14 protein-coding genes are annotated in these 23,466 nt (G+C 34.9%); 2 read left to right on the top strand and 12 right to left on the bottom strand.

Annotation, left to right across the window (positions count from 1 at the left end):
- Positions 1-13: 13 nt before the first annotated feature.
- The 4 genes from NCC77_RS07935 to NCC77_RS07920 form a co-directional block, all read right to left on the bottom strand.
- The gene (locus tag NCC77_RS07935; protein WP_250835095.1) at positions 14-1,219 is read right to left on the bottom strand and encodes a TlpA disulfide reductase family protein; all 1,206 of its coding nucleotides are present in this window, start codon (positions 1,217-1,219) and stop codon (positions 14-16) included.
- A 66-nt stretch (positions 1,220-1,285) separates the two neighbouring features.
- Entirely contained in the window at positions 1,286-2,689 is a 1,404-nt protein-coding gene (locus NCC77_RS07930) for a RagB/SusD family nutrient uptake outer membrane protein (RefSeq protein ID WP_250835094.1), read from the bottom strand.
- 17 nt (positions 2,690-2,706) lie between these two features.
- The gene (locus NCC77_RS07925; RefSeq protein WP_250835093.1) at positions 2,707-6,297 is read right to left on the bottom strand and encodes a SusC/RagA family TonB-linked outer membrane protein; all 3,591 of its coding nucleotides are present in this window, start codon (positions 6,295-6,297) and stop codon (positions 2,707-2,709) included.
- A 243-nt stretch (positions 6,298-6,540) separates the two neighbouring features.
- Positions 6,541-7,692: a FecR family protein gene (locus NCC77_RS07920; protein ID WP_250835092.1), complete on the bottom strand. Its 1,152-nt coding sequence runs from the start codon at positions 7,690-7,692 to the stop codon at positions 6,541-6,543.
- A gap of 280 nt (positions 7,693-7,972) precedes the next feature.
- On the opposite strand from NCC77_RS07920, the gene NCC77_RS07915 reads away from it, so the two are divergent.
- Positions 7,973-8,584 carry an RNA polymerase sigma factor gene (locus NCC77_RS07915; protein ID WP_250835091.1) on the top strand — a complete coding sequence of 204 codons (612 nt, stop codon included), beginning with the start codon at positions 7,973-7,975 and terminating at the stop codon, positions 8,582-8,584.
- A 9-nt stretch (positions 8,585-8,593) separates the two neighbouring features.
- Here the strand turns inward: NCC77_RS07915 and NCC77_RS07910 are convergent, their stop codons facing one another.
- Positions 8,594-8,944, bottom strand: coding sequence for a gamma-glutamylcyclotransferase family protein (locus tag NCC77_RS07910; RefSeq protein ID WP_250835090.1), 351 nt, complete (start codon positions 8,942-8,944; stop codon positions 8,594-8,596).
- Between the two features lie 59 nt (positions 8,945-9,003).
- Entirely contained in the window at positions 9,004-9,759 is a 756-nt protein-coding gene (locus tag NCC77_RS07905; protein WP_250835089.1) for an MBL fold metallo-hydrolase, read from the bottom strand.
- A gap of 104 nt (positions 9,760-9,863) precedes the next feature.
- On the opposite strand from NCC77_RS07905, the gene NCC77_RS07900 reads away from it, so the two are divergent.
- Positions 9,864-10,739 carry a LysR substrate-binding domain-containing protein gene (locus tag NCC77_RS07900; protein ID WP_250835088.1) on the top strand — a complete coding sequence of 292 codons (876 nt, stop codon included), beginning with the start codon at positions 9,864-9,866 and terminating at the stop codon, positions 10,737-10,739.
- A gap of 234 nt (positions 10,740-10,973) precedes the next feature.
- Here NCC77_RS07900 and NCC77_RS07895 read toward each other — a convergent pair whose 3' ends face one another.
- The 6 genes from NCC77_RS07895 to NCC77_RS07870 form a co-directional block, all read right to left on the bottom strand.
- The gene (locus tag NCC77_RS07895) at positions 10,974-12,881 is read right to left on the bottom strand and encodes a sialate O-acetylesterase (RefSeq protein WP_250835087.1); all 1,908 of its coding nucleotides are present in this window, start codon (positions 12,879-12,881) and stop codon (positions 10,974-10,976) included.
- 190 nt (positions 12,882-13,071) lie between these two features.
- Complete coding sequence (locus NCC77_RS07890) at positions 13,072-14,721, bottom strand: GH35 family beta-galactosidase (protein ID WP_250835086.1); 1,650 nt, start codon at positions 14,719-14,721, stop codon at positions 13,072-13,074.
- Positions 14,722-14,837: 116 nt separating this feature from the next.
- Positions 14,838-17,048: an endo-1,4-beta-xylanase gene (locus tag NCC77_RS07885; RefSeq protein ID WP_250835085.1), complete on the bottom strand. Its 2,211-nt coding sequence runs from the start codon at positions 17,046-17,048 to the stop codon at positions 14,838-14,840.
- A gap of 15 nt (positions 17,049-17,063) precedes the next feature.
- Positions 17,064-18,428, bottom strand: coding sequence for a glycan-binding surface protein (locus NCC77_RS07880; protein WP_250835084.1), 1,365 nt, complete (start codon positions 18,426-18,428; stop codon positions 17,064-17,066).
- A gap of 31 nt (positions 18,429-18,459) precedes the next feature.
- Positions 18,460-20,091, bottom strand: coding sequence for a RagB/SusD family nutrient uptake outer membrane protein (locus NCC77_RS07875; protein ID WP_250835083.1), 1,632 nt, complete (start codon positions 20,089-20,091; stop codon positions 18,460-18,462).
- A gap of 10 nt (positions 20,092-20,101) precedes the next feature.
- On the bottom strand, positions 20,102-23,269 hold the full coding sequence (locus NCC77_RS07870; protein WP_250835082.1) for a SusC/RagA family TonB-linked outer membrane protein: 3,168 nt from the start codon (positions 23,267-23,269) through the stop codon (positions 20,102-20,104).
- Positions 23,270-23,466: the final 197 nt, after the last annotated feature.

Below are 23,466 nucleotides of genomic sequence, written 5' to 3'. Positions count from 1 at the left end.
TGCGACTGAAAATTTAAGATTTCAAGAGCTCTTTTAATTTCGCTTCCAATTCTGCACCTCTTAAATTGTCACCGATAATTACCCCTTTACTGTCTACTAAATAAGTTGCCGGAATTGCTTTTACATTAAATGCTTTACTTACTTTATCATCGTCTAAAAGATTATGCCATTGCATATTTTCTTGTCCAAGTGCTTTCTGCCAAGCTTTTTCGTCTTTATCAATTGAAACACTTAAAATTTCAAATCCTTTAGGTCCATATTCTGCGTAAGCTGTTTTTAAGTTCGGAATTTCTTTTCGGCATGGACCACACCATGAAGCCCAAAAATCGACCAAAATGTATTTTTTTCCAGCTACGATGTCTTTTGCGCTATATGGTTTTCCATCTTTATCTTTTAAACTGAAATTGGCAATGCTTGTTCCGATTAAAGATTTCGGATTCAAATCTTTATCTAAAACCTGTCCGTAGTAGCTTTTCTTTGCTGCTTCAGAAAACTGATCGTACAAAGGCTTTTGTTCTGGTGTGAAATAACTAAAGTTGGTCATCATAAAAAATGGTCCCCACCAGGTGTTTTTATTTTTTGAGATAACCTCTAATGTTGTTTTTTCTACTTTCGTAAAAAATGCTTTTTCATCAGCCTCAAATTTTTTCCAAACTGGAAGATTTTGAAGTGAGTCTACCGCTTTTGCGTTTTTATCACGTCTTGCAGCACCGATTAATTTACTTAATTCGTCTGAATCTTTGGTATGATAAGCTGCATAGTCCTTTTCAAGTTCCTCTCTAAACGCAGTTTCTTTTTTATAATAATCATGTGATTTAGAACCTGTAACCACTACATCTTTAAAAGAAATTCTCTCTCCTTCTTGATCTGAAACTTTACCAGCTGCTGTAATTTGTATTTTTGAATTTTCGACCATTACAGAAATATTTCCTTTGTTTTTACCAAAGACAACATAGAAAAAACGAGGTTCATTTAATTTTCCTGCAAAAGTAAATTTCCCGTCTTTTAAAGTTGTTTCAGCAACTGGCAGTTCAGAAGAATGTGTAGCGCCGGGAATCAATTTTACCTCAGTTCCGTCTGCTAAACCTGTTATTGTTCCTTCAATTGTATAAGAAGAAACTGGTGTTGAGGTTGCTTTTTTCTTTTGTGCCTGAATGTTGATGGAAACCATAAACAGGCACAGACAGAATGCTACTATTTTATTTTGAATTGCTTTCATTTTTGATTGATATTTTTAGAAAAAGCTTCCCTTTCGGGGAAATCTAATCAGGAAGCTTTTATATTATTATTTATCTACATTTTGCGTAATGGTTCCGTTTCCTGGATTTTGCGTTGCTCCTTGTGGGAAAGGCGATGTCCATAAATGAGAATCAGATTTTAATGTGTACGTAATTCCATTTACGACTTTAGTAAAACTAACTTTGTAAATTCCTTCTGCATTTAAACGGCGTGCATCTGCATAAGGAGTAAGCGTTTGCAGTAATTCATTATTTTTTGTTTTATAAATAGCGTTCAAAGCAGTTGCTTTATCTGTAGTTGCAATATCCTGATACGATGCTGGAAGAATACGAGTTTTACGAACCGCATTTAAAATAGCCAATGCTTCAGTAATTTTGTTATCACGTGCCAGACATTCCGCCTTAATTAAATAAACCTCAACCGTTGTAAGTCCACCAAAATTGTACATTCCTGATAATATCGAATAGTAATAAGTATCAGCTCCAACGGTTCTTACTTTCCAACGAGATTTTAAACGTACATCTCCAGTTTCAAAACGCACAGCTCTTTCTACTGGTATACTTGGTTCTCTCCCTAATGAACGGCTTGAACCGTGTCTAAAAATATAGTTTTCAACATTGTTATACCCCATTGGCGATACAGCAGTAGTGTATGAATTTGGCACATCTATAATGGCTTTATTTGCTTCGTAAAAAGCCACCCAGTCAAAGAGTTTATTATTTTCTGCTAATGCCAAATCAGCATATTTTAAAGCTTCCGTATAATTATTCATCTGCAGATAAACTCTTGAATAAAAAGCATAACCTGCCCCTAAATTAGGATGCAAAGCGGTTTGAGCAACCTTAGGCAAATAAGGTAATGCTTCTTTAATATCATTTAGAATAAAATCATACATTTCCTGAATGGTTACTTGTTTACTTGGCGCATTAATATTGGCACTCGTAATTAAAGGAACTGATAATTTTGTTGCCGCCGTAGAAGCTACATAAGTATCTGCATAAAAATTAGTTACATAAAAAAAGTTCATCGCACGCATTATTTTTGCTTGTGCCCAAACTGTTCTCTGTTCTTGCTCAGTCGCTTTAGTGGCCGAAAGTGCATTTTCAATAATTAAATTAAAAGCCGAAATTCCGCTATAAGTGGTATAATAGGTAGATTCGTCTGATACTTTCAATGCAATACGATCTGCATTTTCGTCCCACATATAATTGGCATTATACAACCTATTACTTGTAAGTGTAGCAGCTGTTACAAATTGATCATTTAGCAAATGTGTAGCTCCTAGGATATCTATTCTTGTATTGTATTCGTCACGCAAAAAAGCTTCATAATCTGCTAATGTTTCAGGCGATTTTGCTCCTTTTGGCACATCGCTCAAGTAATCATCGCAAGATGCCAAAGTCAATCCTAAAGCCAATAAGCACGCTACTTTTTTATATATATTTTTCATCGTCTAGTCTTTATAAATTAGAAATTAACATTTACACCCATAACAAAGCTTGGAGATATGAAACCGCCTAGCATGTATTTGGCATCTCTGCTTTTGGCAAAAGTGTATACGTTTTCTGCGTTCAAATTGAATCGTACTCCGTCTAGTTTTACTCTTTTAATAAGGTCTTTTGGCATTTGATACGCTAGCGAAATATTGCTTAATCTTAAATTTGATGCATCCAAAATATTAATATCTGCATAAGAATAAATCGTACGAGATTCTGAATTAAAATCTGCTTCATATTCGTAAACCGCTCTCGGAACATTCGTGAAAGCTTCATCACCTGGTTGCATCCAACGATTTGCAATATTGTTGTTTACCACTGTAATATCTGTTACATAACCTCCAAGTGCACCATTGTAATTGTTACTCAACATTGGTAAGAATGTGTTTCTTACTTTATGTCCTAACTCATAAATGAAAAGAGCCGAAAGTGAGAAGTTTTTATAATTTGCTGAGGTATGGAAAGAACCGCTGTGTGTCGGAACTGTCGAACCATAATCTTTGATCGCATCTATCTGACCTGGATTGTATTTTACTGCAGTTCCTGAAGCATCATAAACTTGCGGAATTCCTGTATTGCTTAAACCAGCCCATTGGTAACCATAAATGCTGTTAAAACTTGTTCCAACTCTAGGATAAGCCTGTGGATAATCTAACTGTAAATAGTAAACAGGAGCTTTTACATTTACATAATCTACAGTATTTTTATTATAGGCATACAAAACGGCCGCATCCCAAGAAAAAGAAGGCGTTTTTACAATCGTTCCTCTTAAAGTAGCTTCGACACCTCTGTTAGTCATTTCTCCATTATTAAGTGTGTAAGAAGAATATCCGAATCCTTCTGTTGGAATTCCTTGGCTAGTAGCTAACAAATCTTGCCCTTTTTTGTTGTATAAATCTAGCGTTCCGCTTAATCTACTTTTAAACAAAGAGAAATCAAAACCAATATTGGTTGTTGTTGTTTTTTCCCAAGACAATTCAGGATTTGGACGTTGCCCCACACTTCCATAAGTTCCTCCAACATTCGCATTAGCATAATAATAAGCTGTTAAATAAGGCGCAGAATCTTTGGCTATGTTTCCAGCAATACCATAAGAACCGCGAAGTTTAAGAGCATCAACCCACGCAACATCAAAAAATGATTCATTGTTAATATTCCAACCCGCACCTACAGACCAAATTGGCTTGTTTTGGTATTTACTGTCTGTTCCCCAAAGGTTAGAACGATCCCAACGAATACTTCCTGATAATGTATATCTTTTATCATACGTATAACCTCCAGTTGAGTAAACCGAAACGTAACGGTTTTGCAATTCTTTTTCTAATCCAAAGTCGTTTTGTGACATATAATTGCCAAAAACAGATCCATATACTTTTAATAAATCGGCTTGATTTATTGCTGTGAATGTTAAAGCTTGCGAATCGTAACCATAACGTGTGTTATCATTATATTCTTGTTTGGAATGACGGATTTCCATACCTGCAATCGCAGAGAAATCATGCTTTTCTGCAAAAGTCTGATTGAAATTTAATTGCTGACGGAAATTATAGGCATTAGAAAACTGATTGGTTTCTTTGACAATATCTCCATAAGGCAAGTTGTAAACCGCTTTGTTATTCACAATTGTCACCAAACCATTTACTTTGCTTCTCACATAATATGATTCTCTATCAAATAATTGGCTTGCGCGATCTGAAGCAAATTCATATTGGAACATCGCATTATAAGTAAACGCATGGCTGAATTTTACATTGAACTTAGCGAATGTTCTGTTTAAGAAATTTTTGCTTTCAGTTAAGTTTCTTCCCAACTCGTCCATTGGCGTAATATCCATGTTATAAAGACCATAAGTCTGCATAGAATTAAGCGTGAAATTATTGTAGCGAGAAGCAGCAGTCGAAACAAAATTGCTTCCATCAGCATTAACCAACTGATTATAAGGTTGCCATTTATAACCTGGATTAGCTGGTATTGTAATTGGATTAAGAGGATTATAATACTGAGTATCTCCTATTCCGTAGTTTAAATACGTTCCTAAATCTAAAGAAAGCCAGTTGTTAATTTGTGTTGAGTTTTTCAAATTAATTCCAACCGTTTGGTTTTCAGAATACATATCTTCTAACTGATTGTCTTTGTAAGTTATAGACGCATTAAAAGTATTGTTTTGGCTAGCTTTACCTAAACTAAGATTGTGTTGCATAAAATACTGATCGCGTTTGGCATATTTTGCTACATCATCGTAGTATTTATACCCCTGAGAACCCAGCTGATTCAAACGATTATTCATATCTGCTTGCGAAATATTTCCTGCATACCCATTTAAAATAGTCTGCATTCCTAAACTTTGAAAAACTGCATTATTCAATAAAGACTGCGCATAAGTAGCTGAATTAGCGGTTTTCAAGTTAGGATTTCCTTCTGCCCATCCTCTTTCTAAACCAATAATATCTGCAGAGCTAGTAAGATTGCCCGTATAATTTCGGTAAGGCGTTACAGTTAAATTACTTGAAAACGAAATATTTGTTTTTCCTTCTTTTGCTTTTTTTGTGGTAATTACGACAACTCCATTTGCAGCGCGAGCACCATAAATAGAAGAAGCTGCGGCATCTTTTAAAACTGTAATGGTTTCAATATCTTCTAAGTTCAAACTAGGAAGATTTTCTTCTATAGATGCGTAAGGAGTTAATCTTGTATTTTCGACAGGAAAACCGTCAATAACATATAACGGTGCCGTTACCCCTCTCATTGAAGTTGTTCCACGAATTCTTCCATCCTGATATCCAACAACACGTCCTTCTAAAATTTTATCTAAACTGCTTAAACGTTGTTCTTGAAACTCTTTTGCTTTTAAACTTGAGAAAGATCCCGTTGCCTTTTCTGCAGATATATCCTGATAACCAGTCTTCAAAACCAGTCCTTCAAGTTCAAAAATATCTTCTTTCAAAACAACGTTGATAACACTTCTTCCTTCAACTTTTATTTCTTGCCTAACATATCCTAAATAAGCAAAAGCCAAAGTCGTTTCACTGCTTACTGCAATAATCTGATATTCACCATTAAAATCGGTTTCTACACCTCTTCCTGAACCGTTATCAGAAATCGCCGCACCTACCAAGGGCATTCCTTTTTCATCTGTAACTTTACCTTTTACGATAAAATCTGCTACAGGTTTTTTCTCTTCCGTTTTTTCTGCAGAGACTTTTCTAGGCATCAGAATAATATGGTTTCCTGATACTTTAAAATCGGTACTCGTATTAGTAAAAATTTTATTTAAAATAACTTCTATTGAAGCTTCGTATGCATTTACGTCGATTACTCTGTTTAAATCTACAGATCTTACATTATAAACAAATCTGTAATCTGTAGTGTATTCAAGTCTTTCAATCACTTTTGCAACAGTCATATTGCTGGCATTAAAAGAAATCTTGTTTTTTTGAGAATAAGTGGTTCCGGCGTGCATTACTGTTAAGGCAGTTAGCAGAAATAATGTGGTCAATTTCATTTTCAAATCAAATTTCAAAAAAGGCTTATCAAACCTGATTCTGTTCAAGAGTTTTTTCATACTTTTAAATGTTTTTTTTAATGTTGGTTGGTTAATTAACTGACCGCATATACTCTACCGGGAAATGTTGGCGCATTTTCCGGTTTTTTTATAACGATCCTTTTCTTTTTGGATTTCTGTTACATAGGCTTGGTGATTTTAGATTTTAGATTTCTGATTGTTGATTTTAGATTTCTCAATCTTGTTTCTTCCCTCTTTATTCTATATTCTATATTCTTTCTTCTTTACTCTCCTTCTTCGTCTTTACTTAATCGTTATTTTGTCTCGGTCAATATTGTAATCAATCGCATAACTGTCGCTAAAATATTTCAAGACCACTTCAATGGGTTCATTATCAAAACGGGCGTTGAAAATTTCTTTTCCAAGTGTTTTATTTCTGTTAATGAAAGTCACATTGTATTGGCGTTCAAGTTTTTTGATAATAGCATCAAAAGAAGCATTTTTAAAAACCAGACTTCCTTTTACCCAATCGGTATAATAATCAGTATTAACCTGTTCTATTTTAATTTCGCTCTGTCCCTGTTGAGCCGAACCTTTAAAACCTGGTGTTAAATAAACCTGATTTTGGTTTGTTTTCTGATCTTTATAAAGCGAAACTTTACCCTCGACCAATACAACATCTGTACTGCTATTATTAGTATACGAATCGACATTGAACTTAGTTCCTAAAACCTCAACATTCACTTGTTGCGCGTTTACCGTAAACGGATGGCTTTTATCTTTACTAACTTCAAAATAAGCTTCGCCCGTTAAATACACTTCTCTATTTTGTTTTTTGACAAACTGAACTGGATATTTAAATGAAGTTCCAGAATTCAAATGCACTAAAGTTCCGTCTGATAGCTGTACCTCAAATTTTTTACCGTATGGAATTTTCAATGTATTGTAAACCAATTCTCCTTCAGCAAAAGCTTTATTATAAACCAATCTGTTTTTCTCTTGTTTTCCAATAATATTTCCGTCTTTGTCCGTAACATTTTTTTCTCCAGAAATATCAATAGTTTCAGATGAACCGTTACCCAATTGTAAAACAATCTCATCAACTCTCGGCACAATAACATTTTTTTTAACTTGTTCTGCACTAGAATTTTTATAGAAATAAAAACCTCCCAAAGCCACAATTAAAACCGCGGCATATTTATAATAAGATGAAAATCTTCGTTTATAAAAAACATTATTTTCCTTATTGATTCGTTCCGAAAGCTGTTTTCTAACTTCGGTCGAATCAAAAGTGTTCAAAGCAGTATCAATTGCATAATTGGTTTGCACAAAATCCTTAAATACAATTTGATTCTCTTCTTCTTTTAACCACTCGGTAAGCTGCTCAATCTCTTCTTGAGAAGCCTGATTTGTGATAAATTTAACAATTAGTCTCTCTGACTTTTTTACTGTCATTTTAGTCGTTTTTAATATTATTACGAAGCCAAAAAACAAAACCCTAACAATTTGATAAAGTTTTTTTCATTTTACTGATTTTTTTATTTTTTACAAGTGTTTTCTCTCAATAAAACTCGACTAATTTGATAGATATTACAAACTAAAAGATTTATATTTGCATTTTTCTTCCTTTTTTATTTGTAATAATTTTCAAATAGAAAGGCTAAAAAAAGGTCGATTTGAGCAAATTCAGTTTACTTTTTAACCTCAAAACCTATTAATTTATATATTTGTTTTTATGAAGATTGATGATTACAGCGATAATACCATTCTAATTGAGTCTCTACAAAATGGAGATGAAAGTGCATACACGTACCTTATCGACACCTATCATCATAAACTTTGTGTGTATGCTAACAGCTTGGTAAAGAATGTTTACAGTGCCGAAGATATCGTGCAAAATGTTTTTATAAAAGTTTGGGAACAACGCACAAGATTAAAAACAGATCATTCTCTAAAAAGTTTTCTTTACAAACTGGCTTACAATGAATTTATCGATTTGTATCGAAAAAATCAATCTTTATTTTCTCTAGAAAAATCGTATTATGATGCCTTAAACGGAATTGTTCAAGAAGAAGATTCTGAATCTTTTCAGAGAGTTTTGAATGCGGTAAACAAAGAGATCCAGAATTTACCGCCAAAATGCAAAGAGGTTTTTATTTTAAGTAAAAAAGAAGGTTTAACCAATATTGAAATAGCCGAACATTTGGATGTTTCTATCAAAACCGTTGAAGCGCAGATAACCAAAGCATTCTCGATTTTGCGCACTTCTTTGGAAGAAAAAGTAAAGAGTGTTTTGTTTCTTATGTTTTCTGCTAAAAAAAAATTCAAACTAAATAATTTAATCTGAATTTTCCTTTTATTGTTTCAAAGCATAAATGTATCCGCTTCCTTTTTCTCCATTTTCCAACTCATATTCGGTTTGAATTCGCGTATAGCCATCACCTTCAAATTCATCGAGATAATCCCAATTCGAAGTCAAATCTTCTGAAAATAAAACATACGCCTTTATTGTTTCGGCTTCTTCATTATTAACGGGAATAAAACCATTATACCCTAAAGAAGAGCCCCAACCCCCTTCTTCAAGTTTCCCTTTTATAATTGCTTTTTTCCATTCTCCCTTAATCGGATCCATAACCGAATGATTGGATTCTCCAGGAGCCAATGATCCGTAAATAATTAAAGCCGGAATTGTTTCTATGTTTTTCATCTATAATCTCTCAATATCTTTCGTCTTACTTCAATACTCTATATTCTATATTCTTGCTTCTATACAGCATCTTTCATCTCACTTCTTTCTTCAGCAAAATCTAAAACAGGTGTCTTCATATCATGATACAAAAGCACTTTCCAGTTTTCATCTTTTGCCTGCTGTTCCCATTTCTTACGAGATTCCATAGCACGTTTTCCGTCGAAATCCGTTTTGTAGGCAACAGGAAATTTTAAATATCTTTTTTGAGGCAAATCATCTGCTCCATAAAAAACAATTTCGTTATCGGCTTTAATCCAAAATACTTGTTGAAACTTGGTATGTCCTGCTGTAACTTCAAAGAAAATTTCGTCGGTAATTTGTCCGTTGTCTTCATTTAATAATTCAACGTTTGGCAATTCTTTCAGCTCATTTAATAGCTCAGGCACGTACGACGGATTTTGCAATTGTTCTAAAGCAAAATCTATTTCTCGTTCTTGAATGTAAATCTTCGCATCTGGGAAATTTTGAACAAATTGATTATTTTCAAAATAACCAATTCCTTCTATATGATCTTTATGCAGATGTGAAACCAGAATTTTAGTAATCTGTTGAGGTTCGATATCATTTTTTCTCAGCATTTCGTAAATAAATGAAACACCATTATTGACAAATCCTAAACCGAAATCTATTAAAATAACATCATGATCTGTAATAACAACAAAAGGCTGAATCGCCATTTTTAAACCAGAATCGATTGTATGCTCTGTTAAAAGCTGAAATTCTTTTTGAGAATTGACAATATAATTTCCTTCTTGTAATGCTATGATTTTCATGTTTATTTTGTTTCTAATTGTATAACAAAGCAAAGTTCTTAAGATTTTCTATATTTGTAAAACCTTATTTTTCGATATAATCAATCGATAAAACCGATTTAGAAATGGAACTTCGTCAGCTCAAATATTTTCTCAAAGCAAAAGAATTGCTGAATTTTACCGAAGCGGCTTCGGCACTTTATATTAGTCAGAGTACTTTATCGCAACAAATTAAACAATTGGAAGACGAGCTTCAAGTTCCGCTTTTTAACCGAATTGGAAAACGAATTACATTGACAGAAGCTGGAGAATTATTTTCGGTTTACGCGCAACAATCGGTCAACAAAGCTTCTGACGGACTTCAATTATTAAAAGATTTAAATAAACTCGAAACTGGAAAAATTGCCATTGGCGTTACCTACGCTTTGCGGCATGTCGTTACAAAAGCTTTGATTTTGTTTAGTTCCGAATGTCCTAAAATTCAATTCGAAATTATCTTTGGAACTTCGCAGGAACTCATTCAAAAACTAAATCATTTTCAGCTTGATGTTATTTTAACTTTTGAAGAAATTGCTTCTGAAGCACATTTTAAGTATCTAGAATTGTTTACTTCGCCAATGGCTCTGGTTACGTCTTCTGAAACTTCTTTAAAAAATAAAAAGACCATTTCTCTAGAAGAAATTAGTACGTTGCCCCTTGCCATGCCAGCTGGTGGTTTTAGCACCACTCAATTTATCAGCAAGGCCTTTGAAAAAAACAATTTACATCCGAATGTTACGATTGAAATAAATGATATTCCAACATTGCTTGAATTAATTAAAACGGGAAAATGGCACACGATCTTAACGAAAACTACAATTGAAGACGAAAAAGATTTGTACGCCATACCAATAAAAGGAGAAAATATGACCCGAACTGCAATGCTGATTTCTTTGAAAGAAGTATATGAGAAAAAAGCAGTTAAAGCTTTTTTGAAAATGCTCGTAGAAAATTTGAAATAGTTTTTAAATATCGGATTTTTAAAACAAGTCCCAGCGGGACGGCATATTTATAGAAACAATTATTCCCATTTCAAAAGAGCCCCAGCGGGGTGAAATATTAATTTTAGAATTATGTCGCTCCTCTGGAGCTTTTGCTAACCATGTATCAAATAATCTATAAATATTTCATTCCTCCGGAATTTTGTCTAAAAATTGTTTGTAGCACACTTTGTCAAAGTTGTCATTATTAAAAATTTATTTCAACTCTGCTTCAAAAGGCGAAGCAGGCAAATTTTCTTTATTGTATAAATTGGCTTCAACTGGATTATCTGCCCAAGCATAACGCACTTTTACAGGATTTAAAACGGCATCATTCCAAACTACGATTTTATCGCCTTCAATAACTGCCTTTGCCCAAACAAATTTTCCGTCGGTTCCTGCAATGGCAAATTCTTTTAACTCATTTCCATTTTTGCTTTGCAATCCTGTTCCAATATCTGAAAAACTTAAAATCAGTTTATTTCCATTTTGTTTCATCGATTGAAAAATCGGACCAGAAGCAGTTAAGTTTTTTTCTCCGTAAACCAATTTTCTTGCTTGTAGCGATAATCTTTTTCCAACATCATATTTGTTTAATGGGTGAATATCATTCCATTCGCCTAAATCTATTGTGATCGCCAAGCCTGTATTTGGAACTTTCAGCGTATTTAGTTGCTGCTGTCTTAAAGCTGCCCAATTACTTTCTGTTGGTTCTGTTTTGGGTTCCATAAAATTAGGCAGCTGTACCAATAAAAATGGCAATTTTTCCTGTTTCCATTGCGCACGCCAATTAGAAATTAAGGTTTGCATTAAAGGTCCATATTCCAATGGTTTTCTAGTATTGGCTTCGCCCTGATACCATAAAACCCCTTTTATTGGATAATCTTTTAGTGGTGCAATCATAGCATTGTAAAGTCCGACAGGTTTCCAACGCACAAAAGTTTGCCCTGGTAACGGTTCCATTTTTGAACCTAATTTGTATTTCCAAGTTCCTTTTAAATCAATAGTTTTATCTCCTACAATTAACTCGTAAGGTTTATAGATTACAAAACCTCCTTTTCCAGAATTGTTGATGATGCGAACCGTGATTTCATTTTTTCCTTCTTTTAAAACATCAGTATTAAAAGAATAAATTCTTGGCGGATATTGGTACGAAGTTGTTCCAACGAAATGTCCGTTTACAAAAACGGAGTCGGCATCAACAATTCGCCCTAAAATTAATTTTGCTTGATTTTCCTTTACTTTTTCCAGAACAAATTCCTTTTTAAACCAAACCGAACCATTTATTTTCCCGAGTTCACCATCGGCCCAATGACCTGGAACATTCATTTCCTTCCAATCTGAAGTTTCGATCGAATTTCTCCATTTATCTTTCAGTCCAAGATCGGTTTCATTGAGTAATTTATACCAATTTAAACTAACTTTTCGGTCGTTTTCATCGATTTGTTTTTCGAGTTTTCCGTCTTTGAATTTTAGATATTCCTGCTCATATTCGGGGAATTTTTTAATGCTTTCTTCGCTAATCCACGATTCTGCAGGAGAACCGCCCAAAGCACTGTTGATTAATCCAATTGGAATTTTATACTTCTCGTATATTTCTAAAGCGAAGAAATATCCAACTCCTGTAAACTGCAAAACATTTAGAGGATTTGCTTCAACCCAAGAACCAGATGAAAAATCGTTTCTTTCTTTCGCAAAATAATATTCATCGGGAACTAAAAATTGTCGAATATTCGGATTGGCAGATTTTGCAATTTCTTCTTTGTATTTGTCTTTCAGTCGATCCATTGGAAGTTCCATGTTGGATTGTCCCGAACATAACCACACATCTCCAAATAGAATGTTTTTTAATACAATTGTATTGGATGCTTTTAAAGTCATTTCATAAGGTCCGCCGGCTTTTTGAGACGGAAGCTGGATCGACCATTTTCCGTCTTGAGCTGTTGTGGTTTTGTATGCTTTATGATTAAAATCGAGTTCGATTTTCTCGTTTGGCGATGCCCAGCCCCAAATATTGAATTTTGTATCACGCTGTAAAATCATTCCGTCACTAATTAATCTCGGAAGTTTTATTTGAGCATTGATGCTAAAACTTATTAAAAATGCTACTATTATTTTTTTCATTATAATCTGTTTTATTTTTTTTAGCCACGACCCGAGCGATAGCGAATAGGCGAAGCAATTCACGAATTTTTTTATTAAAATCTTTGTATGTAGACTAATTCAATTACACAAATTAATTTGTGTAATTTGAAGATAATTAAAACACAAAGAAAAGAATTAGAAAAATTCGTGAATTCGTGGCAAAAAAAACCTATTCATAAGTATATAATTTTATTTTTTGGATTTCGTAATCTCCAACTGAAATTCTTAAATGCCTCCCTTGATGGGTTTGATCACCGTTGAAATGTCTGATGGTTTTCCATCTTTCATTTTCAAATCGGCCTTGATCGGTTTTTAGAATTCCTGCGTTTACATTTTCCTTTAATGGTTTAAAAGTAACTACAATTCCTGATCCAGAAATATAAAATTCATCTTTGGCGATTTCTATAATAATCGCACTTGACATTGGCCAAGTTTCTGCTTTTGCTCCATCAGACCAATTTAAAGTATAATCGTGTTTGAAAGTGAATTCGTAATCGCCCATTTTGATGATTTGCATATTGTTTTCTTTGTCTAATAAAACACCGTCAATTTTTCCTTGTCCTTTATTGGCTTCAATTGTCGGAGTTAACTGTTGCACTAAATCATATATTTTTCCTAATGGTTCTTTTTTGGCATCGGCAACAGATTCTATAGAAAATGGCGAAAAACCAATTGCTTCGTAATGCCCTATCGCGTATAAACCTTTGAAAGGTGCAGTTTCATCAAAACGGTGTTCTGGAATAAATAACGGATCGCCTTGACGTGTAAACAAATCGTTCCATTGTTTAAATGACGGATTATAAAAATCGGGCGCTAAAAAATCAATTGAATTTCCTGCGGCTTTCCAAACATCCATAATATGAGGCAACGGTCCTGCACTTGGATATTGTCCTGGCTTTTTTTCTGGAGCATTCAAAGCAGCATTTACAAACATCGGAATTGGATAAGCTTCTTTTCCAGCCTTAGCAACAATATTGGTGAACTTAGAAAAATACCAGGCCATGAAAATTTCGTCTGTATGTAATCCTTTTCCAAAAATTTCTTCCCAGTTTCCTTTTGTTTTGAATCCATTTTTCTTCCAGATTTCTAAAAATTCGGGAACTAATTTTTGTTTGTTTTTTTCTAAATATTGGATTAATTCCTCTGGAACTTGTTTCTGAAATGCAGCATTCGCTAAAGCGTGATAATCACGAGCGGTTGGCAGCATTCCGATTTCGTTTTCAACCTGAACCATAATTACAGTTTGGTCTTTTTGATCGAAATCTTTGATATGCGTCATCAATTTTTTGAAAGCATTCAAATCGGCCTGAAGATTATTTTCGCTAAAAGGTGTCAGGATTTCGTGGCTTTTGTTTTTATCGTCTTTAACTCTCGGGTATTTTTTCTGGTTGAGTTTTACCCATTCTGGCGCGTGACTCGACATGCTATTTTTCCATGAGCCGAACCATAGAAAAACGAGTTTTAAGTTTTCTTTTCGTGCACGAAGAATCAAATCATCTACTAACTGAAAATCGAACTTACCTTCTTGCGGTTCTATCAATTCCCAATAAATCGGAGTTAGAACAGTGTTGAGGTTCATATCTGTCAATTTAGACCAAATAGGTTCCATGCTTTCCATACTGGTTGCAGAAGAATTTCCTAATTCTCCACCTCGTATTAAGAATGGTTTTTGGTTGACAACTAGCTGTGTTTTATTTTCTGTCTTTTGAAGATGAGGTATGTTTTGACTAAACCCAAATTGTATCGTCAAGAATGCAATGAGAAACAATTTGCTTTTTGTAAAAATGCTTATTTGGTTTGTATTAAGATTGAAAGCCATTTTGATTTGTTTTTTGCTCTGATAAATCTTGAGCGATAAAAGTTAAGAAAATAAACAATCCATAGTGCAGACCCTTTTCCAGACTTGCACTATGGATATTATTACTAATTAAATATTTAAGGTTTTTGTAATTCTCCTGAGAAACCTAAACTCACATCTTTTCCGGCAAGACCATCTGCTGCACCTTTATAAGCGTGTTTACGAACGTAATTTGCATCCCAAAGATTCGGAGATTCATTTGGAAGCCAGTATTCATGTTCTTTAGAATTATCTGATACTCCCCAAATTGTAATTCCATATTGCTGAGCTGCAGGAATATATTTTTTATACATATCAATAACATACTGATACATTTCTGCCTGAGAAGCTTGCTGTGCAACTGTTGGTGTTGCGGTTCCCAATCTGATGTCTAATTCAGAAATTTTAATCAATTTTCCAGTAGCTGCCAGTTTTTGGAACATCTGAACAATTTTATCTTTATCAGTTGTTAAACCAATGTGCATCTGCGTTCCGATTCCATCAACTTGCGCACCTTGGCTTTCAATGTATTTTACATATTCGATTATTCCATCACATTTATCTAATCTAGATTCTAAATTGTAATCGTTTATAAAAAGTTTATCGCTTGTATTTCCGTATTGGCGTGCTAGTTTAAATGCTTTTACTGCGTAGTCTTTTCCTAGATATTTTACCCAAGAGAAATAATCTGTAGCGGTATCACCTTCGCTTCCATCTCTAAGTGTTCCATCTTCTTTCATTGGTTCATTGACAACATCCCAAGAGAAAACACTTGTTTTGTAGTGCGTCATCATTTTAGAAATCCAATCTGTCATGGCATCGCCAATAATTTTGGTTTTCTCAGCAGCTGTTTTTTCAATTGTTACTGGTGCTGTAGGTCCTCCGCCAGTTGCTGCACCATCGGTTACCAAAACATTATCGATGTAATAAGTTCCAGCAGCTCCTCCTAAATCGAAACCAAAACCTGTTTCACCTCCTTTTGCTGTAATTTTCCACTCGATTTGTTTCCAAGTTGTAGTAGTGGCCTGATCGCCTTGGTAACTTGCTACACCCGATGGAGTTGTTGAACATCTTACAGAACCTGCAGCTTCAGAACGAATCATATAAGAAATTGTATAGTTTTTTCCTGCTACTAATGCAGAAGTAAAAGTGGTCTGAATCTGAGTTTTCCACTGATTTCCTGCGTCAGATGTTGCATTAACAACTTTCATAGCTCCACTTCCTTCGTAAACATTTGACGTTCCTGTTGCTGCACTTAAAGCATCTGCTGCTCCATTGGCTTTGCTCCATCCTGTTATTCCAGAATTAAATGTTCCGTTAGAAACTAAATTAACTGGTCCTGTTGCCGCATCCAAATCAACAACTGCTAGCGTATTAGCATCAATCAGATACGTTACATTTGGAAGATATCCTAAATCTAAATTAAACTGAAAGGTGGTGCTTCCCGCTTTAAAATCGCCTGGTGCTAATTTAATTTTAACTTGTTGCCAAGAAGAAGTGGTTGCAAAAGCTTCTGTCCATGTTCCGCCTGTGCTAAACCAATCTTTGTATGGATATTGATTTGCCAATGAAGCATTAAATGAAATACGTCCTTTTCCTGTTACATCAGATTTGATATAAAATGAGATTTCGTAATTATGCCCGCCAACAATTGGTACATTCGGAGAGGTAAGCTGAAGACTATAAGCCGCCGAAGAACTTGCACTTGATGCTAATTGAATTGCCGCAGATGTACTTGTTAATCCCGCATTGGCAACTGTTGCAATGCCTTTTCCTGGGTTATTTCTAGCCCATCCTGTAAAAGTTCCGTTTTTAATAGGCGTTAGATCCAAGACATTTGTTCCGCTTGAACCTGGAATTACTGTAGGGGCAATAATACTGTTTAGGTAACTTGCGTTCTGGTTGGAATGCCAAATTAAAGTGTGCCCGAAAACTTTTAATCCTGCACTTTTTGTTGCAGCAATAAAAGCATCTACGTTGGCAAAATCAATTTCTCCTTTGGAGTTTACCATTGCCCCATGCTTCATTTCGTAACCTGGCGTTACTTCATCAAAATTTTCGTTTACGATTTTTCTATAATTAGCATCGCTCATGTACAAACTTATTCCGATTCCGTTTCCTAAAGGAAAATCTGAATAGTTTTTTAAGGGTTCGTAACGGCTTATTTTTTCTACTAAAGCTAACGGAAGTTCGGCTCCTGTTACTTCTCCGTGCTCTGGGTCTTTTCCCCACTCCATCAAATTATCATCGCATGATGACAAAATCATTAGTGATGAAGCAATTATTGGTATGATATATTTAGATTTCATTTTGTGGCTGTTGGGTTAGTTAAAATCATTGTATACTGGCGTATCTAATGGTACAATTCTCCAATTGTCTGTGTAGACTTTTACAGAAGTTGCTTTTGAAGGAAATTCTACTTCGCTTGCGCTTCCTGTTACATTAGATAGTTTTACATCAGAATTTTCGAAGTAAATTCCAAAGTTTTGATACGTTGCCGCTTCGCGAAAAGCTAGAACTGTTTCGAAAGTAAATGCTTCTTTAGACCAAGCGTAGAATTTGTTTAATGGAATTGTAACGGTAATCCACCCTGTTGTATTTACTCCAATTGATTTACCATCTTTAATCCAAGGAACATAGTTGTAACAAGCTCCTGTCCATTCTCCACCATTAAAATTATTGATCATACAAATTTTTAAGAAACCAGAATCTCTCCAAACATCTGGCACATAGATATCAAATTGAAATCCTACTTTATCCAATGGCGTACTTGCTGGAATGTATGGCGTTAATTGCGCTCTCCAATTGTCTACTCCATTTCCTGCTGTCCAAACTTCAGTACAACGGTTTTTTGCTGCATCAAAAGAAGCAATACGAGCTGGACGATGAGGTACGTATTTTCCTTGAGATGTATTTATGGTTCCTAAAGCTGCCGACTCTAAATCTGCTGGCTGGATCATGCTTGTTGAACTTCCCCAATATCCGTGTGAACCTTGTCCGTCAAAATTAAGCAGTAAACCTTTTTTGAAATTAAAATACGCTGGAGAGTAAACTCCTCCGTTTGATGTTTCGGCATAAATTGAACCTCCTAAATCTGAGATTCCGCTTGGCACCACAACTGTAAATGACTCTCCTTCTTCATCTGAAGTGATTCCTGTTGTTACTTCAACATTTCCAGGGAAAACTACTTTGCTCACTTCTGTCAAACCTGTTCCTGAAACAATAATTGTCTCTCCAGGATTTGGCATTGTATTCGACATACTTAAAATAGCCGGTTTTCCTGAACGGATTTGAAAAGGAAATGTCACTTCGTTTGAATCATTTACAAAACGAATTGTATTTCTTACCGATGGATCTGCATCTGTAATGGGTGTATCTGCAGAAATGCTTACCAACATTGAATTGTTGGAAACAAAAACCACATTGAAGTAGGTCGAATATCCGTTAATATAAACTTTTTTCAGTCCTTCAAATCCAGAACCTTCGATACGCAATAGCTGTCCTAAACGGGCAAAACTAACTTCTCTATCTGGTACGGTCGAATTTACATCTTCTAAAAACACTTTTGTAATGGTCATTGCGCGTCCTTCAGAATCGTTGTTGTCGCAAGAAGTAAATAGCATACCGAAAACCATCATGCTTAATAGTGCAATAGGTGCCCAATACTTTTTATTTAAAATATATTTCATATTTATGTCTTTTAGTTTTTTATTTCTGAAACTAGAATAAGTCTTTTATTTTCTCTTCTGTAAACTGATACGGAACAGGATTTTCTCTCAATAACGGATTCTGAACCAATTCAGATTCTGGATAAGGAAGTGTGAAAATTGTTGCATCGATTACGCCAATTGCTCTCGGACTTGTCGCCTTTGTAGCATCAACCGTAACGGTATTGGTTGCTGTGTCATACAAAATTGGAGTTATTGTTCCTCTATTTTGTGCAGTCACATAGTTGATTACTTCCTGCTGTTTGTAGTAAGCCCTGCGAACTAGATCGTACCAATATTGCCCTTCCATACATAATTCTACTCTTCTTTCGTGCGCAAGATCTGCATAAGTCAGTGTTGTTTTAGGATCTAAACCTGCACGTGTGCGAAGTCTGTTTACAACCGAAATAGCTGTTGCATCTGCAGTTGTAGCATTGTTTCCTAAAGCTGCTTCTGCGTAATTTAAATAAACCTCTGCCAGACGTAACATGTAAGTATTTAAAGCAGAATTCATACGCGTAATTTTAGAATTATCTTTGGTAGAACCTACAACTCCTTTTTTAACGGTTAAGAAATCAGCACTGTGATCTACTGTATAACCGCCATTTGCTTTATTGATTTCTGCATAATGATCACCATCTCCCATAAAAGTCGCTCTACGACGAAGATCTTTTGATTCATATTCTTGTAAAACATTATAAGAAGCTCTTGTCCAATATCCCCAAGCGGCATCGTCTCCAGTAATATCAGAACCTAATGCAAAATAGGCCTGCTGCGTATTGTTTACTCCATAATCTCCATTAGGAACCCATTGCAATGCAAACATAGATTCCGTATTGTTGTTATTGTCAATCATGAACAGATCTTCATAATTGGTCATTAGGCTGTAAGGCCCAGAACTCATTACTTTTTCTGCCGCTTTTTTGGCTAAATCAAGGTATTCTTGATTACGGGTTCCGCTGTTTGGGTTGTCGCTAACTCCTGAAAATGATAAGTAAACACGAGACAGCATTCCGTAGGCGCTGTATTTTGTTAAACGTCCAGCCTGCCCTGCAGTTTCCGGAAGGTATTTTGCAGCAAATTCTAAATCACGCATCGAGAATTCGTAAACATCTTTCATTGGATTTTTGTTTACGATTGGATTTTTTACCAATTCTCTCGGATCTGTAGAAATAATCACATCTCCCCATAATGAAGCCAAATACCAATAAGCTGTTCCTCTCATAAAACGAGCTTCAGCAATATATTTGTTTTTAATAGTCTCGCTCATTGCGCTTCCAGAAATTCCGATGATCACATTATTAGACTGCTGTATTACATTATACAAAGATGCCCAAGCCGAAACCAAAGGCCCTGTTAGTCCCGTTTCTGTTAAATCTGTAAACGGATAAACATAATCTGAGAAAGGCGCATACATGTTTGCGGCACGTCCGTCTCCTAATCCGTAATAGAATTTATCATTAAAATCAAACCATACTTTATTGTATAATGGCCCTGTTGCGGCCTGAAAATCAGATTCCGTTTTATAAAAGTTCTCTTTTGTAATTACATCATTCGGTTCAACGTCCAAAATATCGCTGCAACTCGTCCAAACAAATGGCAATGCAATCATTAAAGCCGTGTAAAATATTTTCTTTGTTTTCATTGTGCGTTTTTTAGAAATTAACAGTTAATCCAAGCGTAGTTACCATAGGTGAAGGATAACGTCCGTTATCGATACCATTTAAAAGTTGGTTTTGGTACATTGCACCTACTTCAGGATCGTATCCTTTATATTTGGTAAAGGTTAAAACATTCTGCATGTTTGAATATACTTTGATGTTTGAAATTCCGTATTTAGAATACAAATCTTTAGGAAGATTATAGCCAATCGAAATATTCTTAAGTCTTACATAAGACCCGTCTTCAACAAATCTGTTGCTTAAACGATAATTAGAAGCCGAAGCTGCTGATGACGCTGCAATTCTAGGCATGTAAGGATCTCCGCCCACAATCTGCACATTACGATAATCGTTTGGTCCGTTCGGATCGATTAGTTCTAATTGCGCGTATCCTAAAGCTGATTTCAATAAATTGGTATTCTCGCGTGGGTTTTCAAGCCATCTTCTTTGGTAATTTAAAACATCATTTCCGTAAGAACCTGTAAATAAAATGCTCACATCAAATCCTTTGAATGAAAAACTATTGTTGAAACCGAAAGTGAAATCTGGATTAGGATCTCCAATATAACCTGCATCTTTTTCGTTGATTACTCCATCTTTATTTACGTCTTCAAACATATAATCTCCAATCCAAACGCCATTTTCACCAATTACCATTCCTTCCGGCAATGCTGTTGGTTTTACTGTTCCTGTGGCATCTTTATAATAGAAATCTGTTGCTTTTTCAAAACGTCCAATTACTTTATAACCATAAAATTGTCCTAATGGCTGTCCAACCGCAGTACGAGTAACCACTGTTACGTCTGAACCTTGTTGTAAAGTCTGATCGTAAACTCCAGATTCTGAATTCAATTTCAATACTTTAAATCTGTTCATCGAGATATTGAAATTTGATTTCCAAAGAAAATCTTTTCTCTGCATGTTTATGGTGTTGATCGTAAACTCGAAACCTTTGTTTTCAAGAGATCCGATATTAGCAAAAGGCGGTGTTGTAGCTCCTTGACCCGTTGTTCCTACGTAAGCTGGAAGTGATAATCTTAGTAATAAATCATCTGTTTTTTTATAATAAACATCTGTTGAAATTTCAATTCTATTGTCTAGAAGTCCGATATCTAAACCAATATTAGTCTGGTTTGATTTTTCCCATTTAAGGTCTGGATTTGCAGTATTAGTTGCAATTTGCCCGCTTCCCCAATTGGTTGCCGAAGTGCCATAAACAGAAGTATAAGCATTATTGGGTACACTTGAATTACCTGTAACTCCCCATCCTGCACGTAATTTTAAATTGCTAATAGTCTGATTTTCTTTTAAAAATGATTCGTTTGAAACTTTCCACGCTAATGAAGCAGATGGAAACCAATCCCATTTATTGCCTTCAGCAAATTGCGAAGATCCGTCTCTTCTGATTGTTCCTGTTAAAATGTATCGATCATCAAATGTATACGTTGCTCTTGCAAAATAAGAACTAAGCGATTTTGTAGAACTTGCATTTGAATTTCTAGCCGTTGTTGGGTCTCCAGCGTTTAAATCTGTAGCTCCATTTGTTAAATAACCTGAACGGTAGCCATACAGATTTTCCCAGTTTTGCTCTTGAAATTCTTGAGCTACCAGTGCATTAACATTATGTTTTCCGAATGCTTTATTATAAGTCAAAGTATTAGTCCACATCCAGTTTTCGCTCGTAGATTTTGTTCTGGATCCTTCTCTAACTTCATTTGATAATGCTCCAAAAGTATAAGATGGATTAAAAGTATATCGGTTTCCAAAACCATAATCTATAGAATATTGGGTTCTCAATTTTAAATCTTTTGTAAAACCAATTTCGGCATACACATTTCCTCTAATTCCATAATCTTTTCCATGATTGTCTTTCAACATTGCAATTCCCAATGGATTTGTCTGAACAAATTCTGTTGTATCTGGCCCGTCAAAAGTACCGTCAGCATTTCTAGCGGCTACGTTTGGAGTTTGTTTTAGTGCCGTTAAAATAACCGAATCATCATTTACTGTAGTGACCTGATTGGTTTTGTAAGCATTTAAATTCACTCCAACTTTCATCCATTTCTTTACTTGCGAGTCTACAACTGCACGAATGGTCATACGATCAAAAGAAGAACCGATGATCGTTCCTTCCTGATCAAAATAAGACATTCCTAATGCATAAGTAGTAGTATCAGATCCGCCTGACGCAGATAAATTGTAGCTCTGAATTAAACCTGTTTGAAATAATTCATCTTGCCAGTTTGTTCCTTCTCCTAATAGATCAGGACGAATAAAATAAGGATCTCTTTGAACGATTCCTAAATCTGATCTCGTGTTTTTCAGCGTTCCATATTCTCTTAAATTAAGCACCTGCAATTCTTTAGGCATTTGCTGCCACCCTACATAACTGTCAAAATTTAAAGTCAAATCTCCTTTTCTACCTGTTTTAGTAGTCACCATTATTACCCCATTTGCTGCTCTAGAACCATAAATAGCAGTTGCAGAAGCATCTTTCAAAATATCTATAGAAGCAATATCATTAGGGTTAATTCCTGAAAGCGGATTTGTATTTAAAGAACCTGAATTACCATCTATAATAACACCATCAATTACATAAATCGGTTCATTAGAACCTGTAATAGAGCTTATACCACGAATACGTACCGAAGAACTTCCTCCAGGCGTACCGCTATTTTGCTGTATCTGCACCCCAGCCGCTCGGCCTTGCAGTACCTGATCGATAGTTGTAGAAACAGATTGTGTTACCGCAGAACTAGATATAGAAGAAATTGCTCCTGTTAAATCTGCTCTTTTTGCCGTTCCGTATCCAATAACAACAACTTCTTTTAAGTCGTTTAAATTCTCTTCTAGTACAGCATCAATTTTAGTTTTATTATTCACTGCAACTTCATACGGTTTGTATCCAATAAAGCTAAAGACCAAAATACTATTATTGGGAATAGCTTGAAGGGTGTAAGTCCCGTCAAAATTAGATACGGTACTTGTTTTGGCTCCTTTTACAATAATGTTGACACCTGGTATTGGTCCTACACCATCAGATACAGTACCTGTAACAGTAATTTGTGCATTTACTGCAGCAGAAAATACCAGCATCAGGATTAAGAACCCCCAATTCTTAAAGTATTTAGATCTGCTTTTAGTAATTAAAAAGTTAGTCATAAATAATTGGTTTAATGAGTTAATAGTATGGTTTAGTTAGTTTTCTTTTTAGATGACTTTTTTACTCGTTTTCATTTTAACATTTCAAACAAATAAATAGCTTATAGTCAAAACAAATATATGCAAAAAACAACAACACGCAATCGGTTGTGTTATTTTTTATTTCTAATTTCGAAAAAATAAAGCTAAAAAAAAGA

This window comes from Flavobacterium tyrosinilyticum (assembly GCF_023656565.1).
Classification (GTDB): domain Bacteria; phylum Bacteroidota; class Bacteroidia; order Flavobacteriales; family Flavobacteriaceae; genus Flavobacterium; species Flavobacterium tyrosinilyticum.
The sequence above is the reverse complement of the archived record's forward strand: the minus strand, read 5'-3'. Positions and strand labels throughout refer to the sequence as shown.

Coding starts and splice junctions, on each gene's coding strand:
- NCC77_RS07935 (WP_250835095.1), bottom strand. CDS start 1,219: ATGAAAGCAATTCAAAATAAAATAGTAGCATTCTGTCTGTGCCTGTTT.
- NCC77_RS07930 (WP_250835094.1), bottom strand. CDS start 2,689: ATGAAAAATATATATAAAAAAGTAGCGTGCTTATTGGCTTTAGGATTG.
- NCC77_RS07925 (WP_250835093.1), bottom strand. CDS start 6,297: ATGAAAAAACTCTTGAACAGAATCAGGTTTGATAAGCCTTTTTTGAAA.
- NCC77_RS07920 (WP_250835092.1), bottom strand. CDS start 7,692: ATGACAGTAAAAAAGTCAGAGAGACTAATTGTTAAATTTATCACAAAT.
- NCC77_RS07915 (WP_250835091.1), top strand. CDS start 7,973: ATGAAGATTGATGATTACAGCGATAATACCATTCTAATTGAGTCTCTA.
- NCC77_RS07910 (WP_250835090.1), bottom strand. CDS start 8,944: ATGAAAAACATAGAAACAATTCCGGCTTTAATTATTTACGGATCATTG.
- NCC77_RS07905 (WP_250835089.1), bottom strand. CDS start 9,759: ATGAAAATCATAGCATTACAAGAAGGAAATTATATTGTCAATTCTCAA.
- NCC77_RS07900 (WP_250835088.1), top strand. CDS start 9,864: ATGGAACTTCGTCAGCTCAAATATTTTCTCAAAGCAAAAGAATTGCTG.
- NCC77_RS07895 (WP_250835087.1), bottom strand. CDS start 12,881: ATGAAAAAAATAATAGTAGCATTTTTAATAAGTTTTAGCATCAATGCT.
- NCC77_RS07890 (WP_250835086.1), bottom strand. CDS start 14,721: ATGGCTTTCAATCTTAATACAAACCAAATAAGCATTTTTACAAAAAGC.
- NCC77_RS07885 (WP_250835085.1), bottom strand. CDS start 17,048: ATGAAATCTAAATATATCATACCAATAATTGCTTCATCACTAATGATT.
- NCC77_RS07880 (WP_250835084.1), bottom strand. CDS start 18,428: ATGAAATATATTTTAAATAAAAAGTATTGGGCACCTATTGCACTATTA.
- NCC77_RS07875 (WP_250835083.1), bottom strand. CDS start 20,091: ATGAAAACAAAGAAAATATTTTACACGGCTTTAATGATTGCATTGCCA.
- NCC77_RS07870 (WP_250835082.1), bottom strand. CDS start 23,269: ATGACTAACTTTTTAATTACTAAAAGCAGATCTAAATACTTTAAGAAT.